Annotated in this window: 10 protein-coding genes; 3 read left to right on the forward strand and 7 right to left on the reverse strand. The window is 68.1% G+C overall.

Going from position 1 to position 16,493, the window contains the following annotated elements:
* Nucleotide 1 precedes the first annotated feature (1 nt).
* The 3 genes from BLQ49_RS05970 to coxB form a co-directional block, all read right to left on the reverse strand.
* Complete coding sequence (locus BLQ49_RS05970) at nucleotides 2-952, reverse strand: heme o synthase (RefSeq protein WP_091714154.1); 951 nt, start codon at nucleotides 950-952, stop codon at nucleotides 2-4.
* Nucleotides 953-1,168: 216 nt separating this feature from the next.
* Nucleotides 1,169-2,797, reverse strand: a complete 1,629-nt coding sequence (gene ctaD, locus BLQ49_RS05975) for a cytochrome c oxidase subunit I (protein ID WP_091714156.1) — start codon at nucleotides 2,795-2,797, stop codon at nucleotides 1,169-1,171.
* A 47-nt stretch (nucleotides 2,798-2,844) separates the two neighbouring features.
* Complete coding sequence (gene coxB, locus BLQ49_RS05980; protein WP_091714158.1) at nucleotides 2,845-3,684, reverse strand: cytochrome c oxidase subunit II; 840 nt, start codon at nucleotides 3,682-3,684, stop codon at nucleotides 2,845-2,847.
* Nucleotides 3,685-3,966: 282 nt separating this feature from the next.
* Here coxB and fdhD point away from each other — a divergent pair, with 282 nt between their 5' ends.
* Nucleotides 3,967-4,806 carry a formate dehydrogenase accessory sulfurtransferase FdhD gene (gene fdhD, locus BLQ49_RS05985; RefSeq protein WP_091714160.1) on the forward strand — a complete coding sequence of 280 codons (840 nt, stop codon included), beginning with the start codon at nucleotides 3,967-3,969 and terminating at the stop codon, nucleotides 4,804-4,806.
* Between the two features lie 4 nt (nucleotides 4,807-4,810).
* Here fdhD and BLQ49_RS05990 read toward each other — a convergent pair whose 3' ends face one another.
* Complete coding sequence (locus BLQ49_RS05990; RefSeq protein ID WP_244507460.1) at nucleotides 4,811-5,539, reverse strand: hypothetical protein; 729 nt, start codon at nucleotides 5,537-5,539, stop codon at nucleotides 4,811-4,813.
* A gap of 683 nt (nucleotides 5,540-6,222) precedes the next feature.
* On the opposite strand from BLQ49_RS05990, the gene gltB reads away from it, so the two are divergent.
* Both gltB and BLQ49_RS06000 read left to right on the forward strand, forming a co-directional pair.
* Nucleotides 6,223-10,938 carry a glutamate synthase large subunit gene (gene gltB, locus BLQ49_RS05995; RefSeq protein WP_091714164.1) on the forward strand — a complete coding sequence of 1,572 codons (4,716 nt, stop codon included), beginning with the start codon at nucleotides 6,223-6,225 and terminating at the stop codon, nucleotides 10,936-10,938.
* Between the two features lie 102 nt (nucleotides 10,939-11,040).
* On the forward strand, nucleotides 11,041-12,474 hold the full coding sequence (locus BLQ49_RS06000) for a glutamate synthase subunit beta (RefSeq protein ID WP_091714166.1): 1,434 nt from the start codon (nucleotides 11,041-11,043) through the stop codon (nucleotides 12,472-12,474).
* A 73-nt stretch (nucleotides 12,475-12,547) separates the two neighbouring features.
* Here BLQ49_RS06000 and BLQ49_RS06005 read toward each other — a convergent pair whose 3' ends face one another.
* The 3 genes from BLQ49_RS06005 to galE all read right to left on the reverse strand — a co-directional run bounded on the left by BLQ49_RS06005 (nucleotide 12,548) and on the right by galE (nucleotide 16,263).
* Complete coding sequence (locus tag BLQ49_RS06005; RefSeq protein WP_091714168.1) at nucleotides 12,548-13,978, reverse strand: SGNH/GDSL hydrolase family protein; 1,431 nt, start codon at nucleotides 13,976-13,978, stop codon at nucleotides 12,548-12,550.
* Between the two features lie 82 nt (nucleotides 13,979-14,060).
* Complete coding sequence (locus tag BLQ49_RS06010; protein WP_091714169.1) at nucleotides 14,061-15,266, reverse strand: lytic murein transglycosylase; 1,206 nt, start codon at nucleotides 15,264-15,266, stop codon at nucleotides 14,061-14,063.
* Between the two features lie 4 nt (nucleotides 15,267-15,270).
* The gene (gene galE / locus BLQ49_RS06015; protein WP_091714171.1) at nucleotides 15,271-16,263 is read right to left on the reverse strand and encodes a UDP-glucose 4-epimerase GalE; all 993 of its coding nucleotides are present in this window, start codon (nucleotides 16,261-16,263) and stop codon (nucleotides 15,271-15,273) included.
* Between the last annotated feature and the right edge of the window lie 230 nt (nucleotides 16,264-16,493).

Genomic DNA, 16,493 nt, shown 5'->3' on the forward strand with positions numbered 1-16,493 from the left:
ATCAGCCGAGCACCGGACGGAACAGGCCGAAGCTCTGCTCGGCCAGCAGCGCCGAGAACAGCGCGAACAGGTAGAGGATCGAGAAGCCGAACATGCCCATCGCGGCCCGGCGCTCCGCCTCACCCTCACGGTTGCGCAGCACGCGGATGCTGAAGGCCACCATGCCGAGGCCGCCAACGACGCCGATCACCGCGTAGAGGAGGCCGCCGAAGCCCAGGGCTACGGGCACGAGCCCAAGGGGGGCGAGCAACAGCGAGTACCAGACGATCTGGCGACGGGTTGAAGCGGGGCCGGCGACGTTCGGCATCATCGGAATGCCGGCCCGGGCGTATTCATCGGCCTTGATCAGGGCCAGCGCCCAGAAATGCGGCGGGGTCCAGATGAATATGATGGCGAACAGGACCAGCGACTCGATCCCGACCGAGCCGGTGACCACCGCCTGGCCGATGACCGGGGGCAGGGCGCCCGCAGCGCCGCCGATGACGATGTTCTGCGCGGTCGCCCGCTTCAGCCACATTGAATAGACCACCGCGTAGAACACGATGGTGAAGGCCAGCAGCGCCGCGGCGAGGACATTGGCGGCAAGGCCGAGCACGACCACGGAGGCCACGGAGAGGAACAGGCCGAAGCCCAAAGCTTCCTCGGAGGTGATCCGGCCCGAGGGAATGGGCCGGGTCGCCGTGCGGCTCATCACGGCGTCGATGTCGGCATCCCACCACATGTTGAGGCAGCCCGATGCGCCCGCACCCACCGCGATGGCGAGCAGCGAGATGGCGCCGATCATGGGCTGCACGTGGCCCTGCGACACGACCATGCCGACAAGCGCTGTGAAGATCACGAGGACCATCACCCGCGGCTTGAGGAGCGCGAAGTAGTCCGGGACGTCGCCGCCGGCCGCCGAGAGGGCGGGGGCCGGACCTTCGCGTCCGATGCTGTTCGTCAGGCTCGTCATCGCGTCTGCCGCTGCTGTGCCGGCGCCCGGCCACGCGCGTCACGGCCGAGTCGTGTTTCGAATTCGACGTGTTCCAAGTGCCGGCGTGAGCGGGGCCCGGGAATGCTCCCTTGGCCCGTGCGGATCGCCCTCGACGCTCGCCCTTGCCGGGAGGTCGGGTGAACCGGCCTCCGGGGAAGGGCGAGGGCCGCTGATGCGGCCCTCGCGGGATGTCTATCAGTGCACGCCCGGCTCGTCGACGATGCGGGGCAGCGTCTCGAACTGGTGGAAGGGCGGCGGGGAGGGCAGCGTCCACTCGAGGGTGGTGGCGCCTTCGCCCCACGGGTTGTCCGCGGCCCGCTCCTTCGAGCGGAAGGCCAGGACCACGCCGATCACGAACACAAACATGCCGAGGCCGAAGATGTGACCACCGTAGGTCGAGACCTTGTGCCAGCCGGCGAAGGCGTCCGGATAGTCGGCGTAGCGTCGCGGCATCCCGGCGAGGCCCAGGAAGTGCATCGGGAAGAACAGGATGTTCGCGCCGATGAAGGCCAGCCAGAAGTGCAGCTTGCCTGCCCATTCCGGGATGATCCGGCCGGTCATCTTCGGGAACCAGTAGTAGACACCGGCGAAGATGATGAACACCGCGCCCAGCGACAGCACGTAGTGGAAGTGCGCGACCACGTAGTAGGTGTCGTGCAAGTACTTATCGACCGCTGAGTTGGCCAGCACGACGCCGGTCACGCCACCGACGGTGAACAGGAAGATGAAGCCCACCGCCCAGTGCATCGCCGCCGTGAAGCGGATGGAGCCGCCCCACATCGTGGCAATCCACGAGAAGATCTTCACGCCGGTCGGCACCGCGATCACCATGGTGGCGAACACGAAGTAGGACTGCGTCTGGAGCGACAGACCGACCGTGTACATGTGGTGGGCCCACACGACGAAGCCCACCACGCCGATCGCCACCATGGCGTAGGCCATCGCAAGGTAGCCGAAGACGGGCTTGCGCGAGAACGTGGCGATGATGTGCGACACGATGCCGAAGGCCGGCAGGATCATGATGTACACTTCGGGGTGACCGAAGAACCAGAACAGGTGCTGGTACAGGATCGGATCACCGCCGCCGGCCGGGTCGAAGAAGGTCGTGCCGAAGTTGCGGTCGGTCAGCAGCATCGTGATGGCGCCCGCCAGAACCGGCAGCGAGAGCAGCAGCAGGAAGGCGGTGACCAGCTCGGCCCAGGCGAAGAGCGGCATCTTGTGCAGCGTCATGCCCGGGGCGCGCATGTTCAGGATGGTGGTGATGAAGTTGATCGCGCCCAGGATCGAGCCCGCGCCGGAGAGGTGCAGGGCGAAGATCGCGAAATCGACGGCCGGGCCGGGATGGCCGGCGGTCGAGAGCGGCGGGTAGACGGTCCAGCCCGTGCCGGCGCCGGACGCGCCGGGCGCGCCTTCGACGAACAGTGAGCACAGCAGGGAGCAGAAGCCCGCAACCGTCAGCCAGAACGAGATGTTGTTCATGCGCGGGAATGCCATGTCGGGCGCGCCGATCATGAGGGGCACGAACCAGTTGCCGAAGCCACCGATCAGCGCCGGCATCACCATGAAGAACACCATGATGAGGCCGTGGCCCGTGACGAACACGTTGTAGGTCGCGGGGTTCGAGAAGTACTGCAGGCCGGGCTGCTCCATCTCCATCCGGATGCCGAAGGAGAGGAAGGCGCCGATCATGCCGGCGCAGAAGGCGAAGAGCAGATAGAGGGTGCCGATGTCCTTGTGGTTCGTCGACAGGAACCACCGGGCGAAGAACGAGGGCTTGTGGTCGTGGACCTCGTGGGCCTCGGCATGGGCTGCGGCTGTAGCCATGGATTCGGGTGCCTTGTGAATCGGATGGGTGCGGGGTCAGCCGGGGCTCAGCGCGCCTCGGCGAAGCTCGTGCCGGTGTCGATGCGGGCGTACTTGGTCTTCGCTTCCTTCAGCCAGTCGGCATAGGTCTGCTCGCTGACCACGCGGACCACGATCGGCATGTAGGCGTGGCGCTGGCCGCACAGCTCGGAGCACTGGCCGTGGAAGGTGCCTTCCTTGTCGGCCTTGAACCACATCTGGTTCAGGCGGCCGGGGACGGCGTCGATCTTGAAGCCGAAGGACGGCATCGCCCAGGAATGCAGCACATCCGCGGCGGTGACCTGAATCTTTACGATCTTGCCGACCGGAACGACCATCTCGTTGTCGGTCTGGAGCAGACGCGGCTGCTTGTCCTCGTCGATGTTGGCATCGAAGGTGAAGCCGCCGCCGGCCTCGGTCTGCGGGTACTCGTAGGACCAGTACCACGCGTGGCCGATGACCTTGACGATCATGTCGGCCTTCGGATCCGAGAGCTGCGTGCGCAGCAGGCGGAAGGAGGGGATCGCGACAGCGACGAGGATCAGCACTGGCACGATGGTCCAAGCCACCTCGATGGCGGTGTTGTGGGTGGTGCGCGAAGGCGTCGGGTTCCGCTTCTCGCCGAAGCGGAAGATGCACCACAGGATCAGGCCCAGCACGAAGACCGAAATGGCCAGCGACAGCCAGTGCAGGCCGATCTCGAAGCTCAGAATGTCCTTGGCGTTCTCTGTGACCGGGATCTGCCGGCTCATCTCCCACGGGATCGGCTGGCCGAAGCCACCGGCCTGCGCGTGTGCTGTCGGGAAGAGCAGGGCGCCGAGCGTGGCGAGGCTCCAGAGTGACCGGTTGATCGTCCGCACCGTCCGCATCTGCCTCTCGTGGCTCCCCTGGCTGCTAGGCTCCCGTCGGCCCCCACCGTAACCCGCAGGTGAGATTGTGCCGACGTGACGGAGTACCGGTTGTGTTACCCGGCATTATCCGACCGGGGCTTCAGACCACAAGGGCCGATAACGCGCAACCGCACAAGCGTCGCATCGCGCGCTTTCCGGCTCGTTGTGAGCGTCTAACCTCGGCGGCGCGTAGGTTTGCCGCTCCACCTATGCCGCGCGCAGCGTGATCGATACATAGAAGCCACACCGCCGGAGCTCTGAATGTCGAAGGATGCCGGGACAGATCCCATCGGTCGGGCGCCCTGCTCGGCCAAGGTCCCGATGCGGGTCCTCGCCTATACGGGCGACGAAGCGCGCCCCGGGGAAAGAGCGCTCGCGATCGAGACCCCGATCAACCTCATCTACGGCTCCGTGCCGCACGCGGTGATGATGGCGACCCCGGCCGATCTCGAGGATTTCGCCTACGGGTTCAGTCTCACTGAGGGCATCATCGAGGAGTCCGCCGAGATTCGCGGAACGCGGATCGAGTCCGCCCCGGACGGCATTCGGCTGCATGTGGAGCTGGCTCCGGGGCGATTGCGCGAGCACCTCGCCCGCAAGCGCGCGATCAGCGGCCGCACGGGATGCGGCGTCTGCGGCATCGAGGATCTGGCGGAGTTACCGAGGGCCGAGATGCGCACGGTTGCGGATTTGCGGGTTTCTCTGCCCGCGATCGCCCGGGCACTTGCGGGCCTGGACGCGGCGCAGCGCCTCGGGGTCGAGACAAGGGCGGTCCATGCCGCGGCCTGGGCGGCGCTCGACGGCACGCTTTCAGCCGTGCGTGAGGATGTCGGTCGCCACAACGCCCTCGACAAACTGATCGGCGCCCTGATGCGCGCCGGAACGGCCGCTGATCAGGGATTCCTGGTGATCACCAGCCGCTGCTCGTTCGAGATGGTCGAGAAAGCCGCGCGTCTCGGCGCCGCCGTGATCGTGGCGATCTCCGCCCCGACCTCCCTGGCGCTGGACCGCGCCCGGGCCCACGGCATCACGCTCTGCGCCATCGCGCGCGCCGACTCGGTCACGGTGTTCACCGGCGCGGAACGGCTCGCCGCGGCTTAGCGCGCTACTGCGCGGCTGCCGGTTCCTTCTCCGAGGGGCCCGGGACGATGGTCGCGCCGCCGATCACCCGGACGGGCTTCCTGTCGGCAGGCGGATCCTTCCACTCCTTGGCGGCCGGCTTAGCGGCCTCGGCGATGGCGGGGGCAGCCGGCTTGGGCGCCACGTCAGGAGCCGGGGCGGGACTGGCGGCCGGCACCTTCTCGATCGAGGCGGACTTGGTCTCGGGGCTCGGCTCCGTCTTCGGTTCGAGCTTGGCGGCGTCGGCCGGGGCGATCTTCGGGGCCGGCGCCTCCGGTGAGACCCGGTGCGTCGCGCGCTGCTCGGGGGTTCGCGCCGGGGCGGCGCGGGCGACCTTGCGCGGCGCAGCGCTTCGACCCGCACTGTCTGGATTGAGGCCGTCGGGACTGCCTTCGGGCCGTGCGGTCGCGCGTCGATCGAGCCGCAGGGCCGGGCCCTCCGCTCCGGGTACGGGCCGAAGACCGTGCCGGGGTCCGGTATCATCCTCGGTCCAGCCGAAGCCCGGGGCGGGCCGCTCCAGTCGCGCGTAGGTGTCGGACGCGCCGAGGCGCTGGCGGCCGATGATTCCACCCGATGCGGGATCGACGAACAGCCGCGTCGGCATGCCGGCCGGGCTCACCGCATCGACCACGTAGACGCGCCCGTTGAAGCGCGGCCGACTCAATCCGGTGAAGCCTTGGTCGGCCAGGCGCCACGCCACAACGCGCGGGGGCACGACCTCTTCCTCGAAGATGAATTGCGCGCTGGCGCCCCGGCACAACCCCATGAGGGCCCCGCCGGACAAAAGCGCGGCGCAGAGGGCCCGGGTCGTCGTCGTCCGAAGGCGCGCGGCCGTCCTGCTCGTGATCATCACTCTGGTGCGTTCCCGTGCTGGAGACCCGGCAGAGTATCCGGTTCCGGCATGGTCCGGGCCGGTGAAACCCGGACCTCGACCATGCCGGCAGGGTCGTTGCCCCGCATGCCGCTTGTGCTCGGCCCCTGGGATAGACCGCCAGATTCTGGCGAGATTACGGAGACTTCCCGCAACCGTTCGGCGGGCAACCGAAGCGGTGCAATGGGCCGCGTCGGCGGTCTCTTGCTGAAAGCATTTCAATCTGGCAATTTCGCGACTTAGGACAGCACAACTGTCCCATCGGCCGTGCACCGGCCGTCGCCGTCTCGCGCGCGGGCGAGTTTTTCGGCAGACGGATACGGGCGCGCCAGCGCACCGCTCCCCGAGCGGTCCGGGTCCTCGACGAACGCAAGCCTAAGGACGTGTCCCCGCGGACCGGCCGGATGGCCTGCGACACGAGGTCGGAGGCGCTGGCGCCGACGGCTCGCGGGCACGAAACATGCTCGCAAGTCCATGGGCGGGGGCGCTCCTGGGCGGACGGTGTCGAGGGAAGGACGAATCGAAGCATGTCACAGCGCAGACCCGCCGACGCGTTTGCCGCTTCCACGATTCAGGCTGCCGCCCCCCGCGGCGGCGCGATGCCGCTCATCGTCCGTGATCCGGCGCTGCCGAAACAGCAGGGGGCCTATGATCCGGCCCAGGAGCGGGATGCCTGCGGCGTCGGCTTCATCGCCGACATGCACGACCGCCGCACCCATGCCATCGTCCAGCAGGGTCTGAAGATCCTCGAGAACCTCGATCACCGGGGCGCCGTCGGTGCCGACCCAAAGATGGGCGACGGCTGCGGCATCCTCACGCAGATTCCGCACGGCTTCTTCGCCGAGGAATGCTCGCGCCTGGGCTTCGAGTTGCCGCCCGCGGGTTCGTACGCGATCGGCCAGTTCTTCATGCCCAAGGCCGAGGAGCCCCGGGCCATCATTCAGGAGATCGTCGAGTCGGCGCTCGCCGCCGAGGGCCTGCCCCTGCTCGGCTGGCGCGACGTGCCCGTCGACCCGGAGGATCTGGGCGACGCCGTGAAGGCGACAGAGCCGCACCACCGGCAGGTCTTCATCGGGCGCCCCGCCTCGGTCACCGACCAGGATACGTTCGAGCGCCGGGTCTACGTCGCCCGCAAGGTGATCTCCAACCAGGTCTATGGCCTCGACGATCCGCGGGTGAAGGAGTTCTACCCGGTCTCCGTGTCGACCCGGACCATCGTCTACAAGGGCATGGTGCTGGTCACGCAGCTCGGGAACTACTTCCTCGACCTGAAGGACGAGCGCTTCGTCTCGGCGATCGCCCTCGTGCACCAGCGTTTCGCGACCAACACCTTCCCGACCTGGCGGCTGTCGCACCCGTACCGGATGGTCGCGCATAACGGCGAGATCAACACGCTGCGCGGCAACGTCAACTGGATGGCGGCCCGCCAGGCGAGCGTCGATTCGGACCTGTTCGGCAACGACATCTCGAAGCTGTGGCCGATCTCCTATGAGGGTCAGTCCGACACCGCCTGCTTCGACAACGCCCTCGAATTCCTCGTGCAGGGCGGCTACCCGCTCGCCCACGCGATGATGATGCTCATCCCGGAGGCCTGGGCCGGCAATCCGCTGATGAGCGAGGAGCGGCGCGCCTTCTACGAGTACCACGCCGCCCTGATGGAGCCGTGGGACGGGCCGGCCGCCGTGGCCTTCACGGACGGCCGCCAGATCGGCGCGACCCTCGACCGCAACGGCCTGCGCCCGGCCCGCTACATCGTCACCGACGACGGCCTCGTGGTGCTGGCCTCAGAGATGGGCACCCTGCCGATCCCGGACGAGAAGATCGTGCAATCCTGGCGCCTCCAGCCGGGCCGCATGCTGCTGATCGACCTGCAGAAGGGCCGCATCGTCTCCGATGAGGAGATCAAGGGCGAGCTCGCCGCCGCGCACCCTTACGCCGATTGGGTGAAGAACACCCAGATCGTGCTGGAGGACCTGCGTCCGGTTCAGCCGCGCGAGTCGCGCGGCGACGTGAACCTGCTCGATCGTCAGCAGGCCTTCGGCTACACGCAGGAAGACCTCAAGCTGCTGATGCAGCCCATGGCCGTCACCGGCCAAGAGGCGGTCGGCTCCATGGGCACCGACACGCCGCTCTCGGCTCTCTCCGAGAAGTCGAAGCTGCTCTACACCTACTTCAAGCAGAACTTCGCGCAGGTCACGAACCCTCCGATCGATCCGATCCGCGAGGAGGCCGTGATGAGCCTCGTCTCGTTCATCGGGCCTCGGCCGAACCTGCTCGACATGGAAGGCGCCTCCCGGCGCAAGCGTCTGGAGGTCCGCCAGCCGATCCTGACCAACGCGGATCTCGAGAAGATCCGCTCGATCGGCCATTTCGAGGACCGGTTCGACACCAAGACCCTCGACATGACCTACCCGGCCGAGACCGGCGCGGCGGCCATGGATGGGGCGCTCGATCGCCTCTGCGACCGGGCCGAGGCGGCGGTGCGCGGCGGCTACAACATCATCGTGCTGACCGATCGGGCGGTCGGGCCGGACCGGATCCCGATCCCCGCTCTGCTCGCCACGGCCTCGGTGCACAATTACCTGATCCGCAAGGGTCTTCGGACCTCGGTCGGCCTTGTCGTCGAGTCGGGTGAGCCGCGCGAGGTGCATCACTTCGCGTGCCTGGCTGGCTACGGCGCCGAGGCGATCAACCCGTACCTCGCCTTCGAGACGCTTCTGGCGATGAAGGACGAGTTCCCGCCGGATCTCACCGACGACGAGATCATCTACCGCTACATCAAGGCGATCGATAAGGGCCTGCTGAAGGTGATGTCCAAGATGGGCATCTCCACCTATCAGTCCTATTGCGGCGCCCAGATCTTCGATGCGGTCGGCCTGAACTCGACCTTCGTGGGCCGGGACTTCTTCGGCACGGCGACGACCATCGAGGGCGTCGGCATGGCCGAGGTCGCCGAGGAGACGGTCCGCCGTCACCGCGACGCCTTCGGCGACGCCCCGGTCTACCGGAACGCGCTCGATGTCGGCGGTGAGTACGCCTATCGGCTCCGCGGCGAGACCCATACGTGGACGCCCGACACGGTGGCGACGCTGCAGCACGCGGTGCGCCTCAACGTGCCCGAGCGCTACCGGGAATACGCGCAGCTGGTGAACCGGCAGGAGAACCAGCTCAAGACCCTGCGCGGCCTGTTCCGGATCAAGTCGGCCTCCGAGATCGGCCGCGCGCCGGTGCCGCTCGAGTCGGTCGAGCCCGCCTCCGAGATCGTGAAGCGCTTCGCCACCGGCGCCATGTCGTACGGCTCCATCTCCAAGGAGGCGCACGAGACGCTCGCCATCGCGCTGAACTCCTTCGGCGGCCGCTCGAACTCGGGTGAGGGCGGCGAAGAGGTCGAGCGGTTCAAGCCGCTACCGGATGGACGCTCTCGCCGCTCCGCGATCAAGCAGGTCGCCTCGGGCCGCTTCGGCGTCACGACGGAATACCTCGTCAACTCCGACATGATGCAGATCAAGGTCGCGCAGGGTGCCAAGCCCGGCGAGGGCGGCCAGCTGCCCGGCCACAAGGTCGACGCCAAGATCGCCAAGGTGCGCTACGCCACCCCGGGCGTCGGCCTGATCTCCCCGCCGCCGCACCACGACATCTACTCGATCGAAGATCTGGCCCAGCTGATCTTCGACCTGAAGAACGTGAACCCGTCGGCGGACGTGTCGGTGAAGCTCGTCTCCGAGGTCGGCGTCGGCACGGTTGCGGCCGGCGTCGCCAAGGCGCGGGCCGACCACATCACGATCTCGGGCTACGACGGCGGCACCGGCGCCGCGCCGCTGACCTCGCTGAAGCACGCGGGTGGTCCCTGGGAGACGGGGCTTGCCGAGACGCAGCAGACGCTGGTGCTCAACAACCTGCGCGGCCGTGTCGCCCTGCAGGCGGATGGCGGCATCCGCACCGGGCGGGACGTGATCATCGCGGCGCTCCTCGGTGCCGACCAGATGGGCTTCTCGACCGCCCCGCTGATTGCGGCCGGCTGCATCATGATGCGCAAGTGCCACCTGAACACCTGCCCGGTCGGCGTCGCCACTCAGGATCCGGTGCTGCGCAAGCGCTTCAAGGGCACGCCCGAGCACGTGGTGAACTACTTCTTCTTCGTCGCCGAGGAGGTGCGGGAGATCCTGGCCTCGCTCGGCTTCACGAAGCTGGAGGAGGCGGTCGGCCGCTCCGACGTGCTCGACAAGGTCGAGGCCATCGCCCACTGGAAGGCGCGCGGGCTCGACTTCACCAAGCTGTTTTATCGGCCGAAGGTGGCTGAGGGCACGGCGATCCGCCACGTGGATGTGCAGCACCACCCGATCGATACGGTCCTCGACCGTCGCCTGATCGAGAAGGCGCAGCACGCCATCGAGACCGGCGAGCCGGTGGTCATCACCGAGACGATCCGGAACTCGGACCGGGCCGCCGGCGCGATGCTCTCCGGCATGGTCGCCAAGGCGCATGGCCACGAGGGCCTGCCCGACGACACCATCGTGGTGAAGCTCGCAGGCACGGCCGGCCAGAGCTTTGGCGCCTGGGCGGCGGCGGGTGTGACCATCGAGCTGACCGGCCACGGCAACGACTATGTCGGCAAGGGCCTGTCGGGCGGCAAGCTGATCATCCGGCCGAGCGACGCGCTGAAGTCGCCCCCGGACCGGACCATCATGGTCGGCAACACCGTGCTGTACGGGGCGATCGCGGGCGAGTGCTACATCCGCGGTTCCGCGGGCGAGCGCTTCGCGGTGCGCAATTCGGGCGCGATCACGGTAGTCGAGGGCATGGGCGACCATGGCTGCGAGTACATGACCGGCGGCGTGGTCGTGTCGATCGGCGAGACCGGGCGCAACTTCGCGGCCGGCATGTCGGGCGGCATCGCCTACGTGCTCGACGAGGACGGCTCGTTCTCGGCGCGCTGCAACCTGTCGATGGTCGATCTGGAGCCGGTCGAGGAGGAGGACGACCTGATGCGTCGCTTCCACCAGGACGGCGACCTTGAGACGAAGGGGCGGGTCGACATCCTGGCCGACATGTCCGGCCACGACGAGGAGCGGCTGACGCAGCTCATCACCAACCATCTCAAGTACACGGGCAGCCCGCGCGCCAAGGCGATCCTTGACGACTGGAGCAGCTACCGCACCAAGTTCGTGAAGGTGATGCCGGTGGAGTACCGCCGGGCGCTGCGCGAGATGGAAATGGCGCGCATGCCGGTGGCGGCGGAGTAGCCACCCGTCTGAAGCCGGGCGGTTCTCCGCCCGGTCACGCACACACAATACGAGACGACGCGGGCAGCGCAGTCAAGGACTGGCCGGCCCAGGGGCTGACCAATGGGCAAGATCACAGGCTTCCTCGAATTCGACCGGCAGGAGCAGAAGTATCAGCTCGCCGCCGACCGGGTCCGGCATTTCCGTGAGTTCACGCTGCCGCTTGACGAGCACGACCTGACCAAACAGGCCGCGCGTTGCATGGATTGCGGCATCCCGTTCTGCCACGGGCCGACCGGCTGCCCGGTCCACAACCAGATCCCGGATTGGAACGACCTCGTGTTCCAGTCGGATTGGGAGGAGGCTTCGCGCAACCTCCACTCCACGAACAATTTTCCGGAGTTCACCGGCCGCATCTGCCCCGCGCCCTGCGAGGAAGCCTGCACGCTGAATCTCGAGAACCAGCCGGTCGCCATCAAGACGATCGAGCAGGCAATCGCCGATCGCGCCTGGAACATGGGCTGGGTGAAGCCTGAACCGGCGCAGGTTCGCACCGGCAAGCGCGTCGCGGTCGTGGGTTCGGGTCCCGCCGGCATGGCGGCGGCCCAGCAGCTCGCACGGGTCGGCCACGACGTCCACGTGTTCGAGCGCGAGCCGAAGGCCGGCGGTCTGCTGCGCTACGGCATCCCGGACTTCAAGATGGAGAAGCGCCACATCGACCGGCGCGTGCGCCAGATGGAGGCCGAGGGCGTCGTCTTCCACTACAACCAGAACATCGGCGTCACGAAGCCGGTGGATGAGTTGAAGGCCGAGTTCGACGCCGTGATGTTCTGCGGTGGCGCCGAGGATCCGCGCAACCCGCAGCTTCCCGGCCAGGACCTGGACGGCGTCCACTACGCGATGCCCTACCTCGTCCAGTCCAACCGACGGGTGAACAATGAGCCGATGCGGGGCAACGGCGAGCAGCCGATTCTGGCCTCGGGCAAGAACGTGGTCGTCATCGGCGGCGGCGACACCGCCTCGGATTGCGTCGGCACTGCCTTCCGCCAGGGCGCCCTGTCGGTGACGCAGCTCGATATCCGCCCGCGGCCGCCGGAGCGCGAGGACAAGCTGACCGTGTGGCCCTACTGGCCCACGAAGATGCGCACCTCCTCCAGCCAGGCCGAGGGCGCGGAGCGGGAGTTCCAGGCTGCGACGCTCCGGCTCGAAGGCAACAAGAAGGGACAGCTCACCGGCGTGGTCTGCGCCCGGGTCGATGCCAAGCGGCAGCCGATCGAGGGCTCGGAATTCGTCTTACCGGCCGACCTTGTCTTCATGGCCATCGGCTTCGCGGGTTCGGTCCAGAAGGGTCTGCTGGAGCAATCCGGGGTCGGCGTGGATAGGCGCGGCAACGTCGAGGCTAACGACGAGGATTACCGCACTTCGGACGCGAAGATCTGGGCGGCTGGCGACATGCGCCGGGGTCAGTCCCTGGTGGTGTGGGCGATCCGTGAGGGGCGGCAGGCGGCCCGCGCCATCGACGAGATGTTGATGGGCTCGAGCGTTTTGCCGCGATAGCGACGCTTTGACCGCCCGTCCGTCGGAGGTGAGCCTTCCGGCGCGCGGGCGGGCGCGCTGACGAGCCTTAACGTCAGCCCGGTGGCCAGCGGAAATCGTCGGCCCGGCCCGGCTGCGGCATCGGAGCGTTCCCGCGCAGCAGCGTCCGCTCCACCGTGCCGAAATTGTCCGTGTCCCGGGGCCGGCCGTTCAACAGGGCGCCGCCGGGCGAGACCTCGGTCCGGCTCAGCGGTACGACCGGACCGGCTGCGGGCTTCACCGGAAGCGCCGGGACGCCCGGCGGCTCGGGCAGGCTCGGCAGCATAGCGGTGATCTGCCGGTCGACGGCTGCCGTGTCGGTCGGCTGTCCGGTCCCATCGAGACTCGGGGGGGCCGCAGGGGGGGTGGAATTCGGCGCCACCGCGGCGGAGGGCTGATCGGCCTGCGCGGGCGCCGTGCCCATCAGGCGCTTGAGCTCGACATCCGCGAAATGCGCCAGCTTCCGGTCGCCAGCCTTCGTGAAATGGATTCCGTCCGCGGTCCGGAGCTTTGCGATTTGGCCCTCCGGGTCCGGGCCCGAGGCGGCATATCGATCCCGGTCATCGACGAAGCCCGGCCAGATATCGACATAGGTGCCGCCAGCCTTGGTCACGGCGTCGCGCGCGATGTCATTGAGGGAGGCGAGGTCGCGACTCAGCGTTTCGCTCTGCACCGGTGGAAGGCCGACCCAGATCAGCGGTATCTTCCGATCGGTGAAGACCTTGACGAGCGCCTCGATCCGGGCGCGGTACAAGCTCCGCCAGCGCTCAGTCAGGGGATCGACCGTCTCGTCGCCGTCGCGAATAGGCTGCCGGTCGTTGGCCCCGAGCATGACCAGGGCGTAACGGACCTTCGGGTTTGCCTGAAGGTAATCCTGCGCCGCCTTGGGCCAATCGACCACGTCCTTCCGCACCAGCCCGCTATCCCCCTTGGCGCGGTCGATCACGGCGACGTCGGCATTGTCCTCGAAGACGTCGTCCAGGCCCTTGGCGAGATGATCCGCCAGTGAATCGCCGAACACCGCGATCTGGACGTGCGGCTCCGTCTTGGCGAGTGCGGGCTTCGGCGGCGTCGGGGCCCGGGCGGGGCGGACCCGCCGCTTGATCGCGGGCGCCGGCCGCTGCGCTTCGGTCGGTGCGTAGCTGCGCCGCGGGACCGGCGCCCGATAGCTCCGCTCGGGTGCCGGTGCGACAGGCTGCGGCCGGTCTTCCCAGGGCCAGTAGAACTGGCGCGGCGCCTCCTGCGGCGGGGCGTAGCGGGGCTGACGTCCATAGCTGCCATCGTCCCGGTAATAGGCGTCCCGGGACCGGCGCCGCGGCGGTGCCTCGTAATAGGTACCGTTGCCGGGCTGCTGATAGCCGTCGCCCCATTGCGCCCAGGCCTGCCCGCCGCCGATCAGCGGAAGGCCGACCAGCCACAGCGCGCCGGCTAAGCCCAGATGCAGGGGCCGTATCGAGCCGCGCCCAGCAGCGACTTTCATGCGCATCCCGCACTCTTCACGTCGAACGGAGCCTCCCGAAACCGAAGCACTATAGGCGAAGTTGTCGGCGCGTCTAAGTGCACGCGCGTCAGGGCTTAGGCGCTGATGAACCCGTGACCCGCGCAAGCAGTGCCGAGGACGCGTAGCCGTCGGCCGGCTGGCCGACGCTGATCTGGTAACGTCGCACCGCCTCCCGCAGCTTCGGTCCGGCCCGGCCATCGGTTGGCCCGTCGTAGAAACCGGCCGCCGCGAGCCCGGTCTGCAGAGCCCGCAGGGCTGCTCCGTCGAGGCCCGCGCCCTTCGGCCAAGCCGCAGCCAAGGGTGGCCCGCCGCCGAGCCGGTCGGCGAGGTGCCCCACCGCCAGCGCGTAGGAATCCGACGTGTTGTAGCCCCGCAGAACCTCGAAGTTGTCGGTGATCAGGAAGGCCGGCGCGCCCAACCCTCCGGGTAGGAACAGGCTGGCGCGCCCGCGCTGGGGCAGCGGAGCACCGTCCGCACGCCGGACCCCGCGTCCGGAGAAATCCGAGAGGTCGCCGATGTAGCGCGACAGATCGAAGCCCGCCGGCAGAAGCACCTCATATCCCCACGACAGCGACGGATCCCAACCCAGATCCTTGAGATAGCTGGCGATCGAGGCCAGCGAATCCGTTTCGCTGGACCAGATGTCCCGCCGGCCGTCGCCATCGAAATCGACGGCGTGTGCCAAGTAGGTGGAGGGCAGGAACTGGACCTGACCCATCGCACCCGCCCAGCTGCCGCTCATCCGGTCCCGGGCAACATCACCCCGCTGCAGGATGGCCAGAGCCGCCAGCAACTCGTCCCGGAACAGGATACCCCTGTGGTGCGCGGCGGCGAGGGTCGCCAGCGCCCGGATGGTGGGGACATCGCCAGCGCTGGCGCCGAAATCGGACTCGACACCCCAGATGGCCAGCGCCACCTGGCTCGGCACGCCGAAGCGGCCGGCGATGCTCCGGAGCGTCGGAGCCAGAGCCGCAGCACGCGCCCGTCCACGGGCGATCCGGTCTTTGGACACCGCACCGACCAGATAGTCCCAGACCGGGCGGACGAACTCGCTCTGGCGGCGGGTCCTGGCCAGCACGCGCGGGTCGGGCGCGCTGATCCCTGCGAACGCGGCGTCGAAGGTGCTCGCGGAGACACCCCGGGCGACCGCGGCCGGGCGTAGACCTTCGATGAAAGCCCGGAAGGCGTCATCGGTGTGCGCCTCCTCCTTCGCACGCGCGGTTGCGCCCGGAAGGCACAGGATGGCTGCGAGCAGGGCCCTGCGCGATGGCATCCGGTCAGATCCGGTTGCGCTTGCCGAGGCGCTCCTCCCAGGCGAGCGCCTGCGTCACGATGGCGTCGAGGTCGTCGTGACGAGGCTTCCAGCCCAGCCGTTCACGGATCAGCCCCGCCTCGGCCACGATCTGCGCCGGATCGCCTGCCCGCCGGGGACAGAGCTGCACGGCGAAGTCCCGGCCCGCGATCCGCTTCACCACCTCGATGACCTCCAGCACGGAGTAGCCGCGTCCATAACCGCAATTCAGGGTCAGGCTCTCGCCCCCGCCTCGCAGGTGGTCGAGCGCGACGCGGTGGGCCTCGGCAAGGTCGGAGACCTGAATGTAGTCACGCAGGCACGACCCGTCCGGCGTTGGATAGTCCGTGCCGTAGACGTCGAGCCGCTCACGCTGGCCCAGGGCCGCCTGCGTGGCGACCTTGATCAGATGGGTCGCGTTCGGCGTCGACTGGCCGGACCGGCCCCCCGGATCGGCGCCGGCGACGTTGAAGTAGCGGAGGATCACGTACGTAAAGCCGTGCGCGGCCGCCGCGTCGGCGATCATCCACTCGCTCATGAGCTTGGAGCGGCCGTAGGGATTGATCGGCTTCAGGGGCAGATCTTCGGGCACCGGCACGACCTCCGGCTCGCCGTACACCGCCGCCGTGGAGGAAAAGATCACGTGTCGCACGCCCGCGCGGGTCGCGGCCTCGATCAGCGAACGGGTCTTGACCGTGTTGGCGAGGTAGTAGCCAAGCGGATCGGAGACGGATTCGGGAACGACGATCTTGGCGGCGAAGTGGGCCAGCGCATCGATCCGGTGCTGCAGGATCGTCTGGGTCACCAGAGCTTGGTCGGCGACGTCACCGACGACGAGCTTGACGCCCTCCGGGACGGCCCAGTCGAACCCTGTGGAGAGATCGTCCAGAACGACGACCTCCTCGTGGCCGGCGTCGAGCAGCGCCAGAACCATGTGGCTGCCGATATAGCCGGCACCGCCCGTAACTAGGACCGCCATGTCATTCCCCTTGAGGTCGCCGCCATTAAGCTCCCTTACGTGGTTGCAGACGGTATATTTACGGCATGCTGCCGCATACTATCCACATCCGGCTCTTGCGACGCGGGGCGGAAGCCTGTCTCACTGACGCGCCTGCCGCCAGCTTGGGCCGCGCTCCGTGACGGTGCGTGTTGCGCCGTCGTCCACGTCATCGACCAAGTCGTTTCATTCAGTCCTTGGGGTTACCGATC

Origin of the sequence: Methylobacterium phyllostachyos (genome assembly GCF_900103445.1) — a bacterium.
Classification (GTDB): Bacteria; Pseudomonadota; Alphaproteobacteria; order Rhizobiales; family Beijerinckiaceae; genus Methylobacterium; species Methylobacterium phyllostachyos.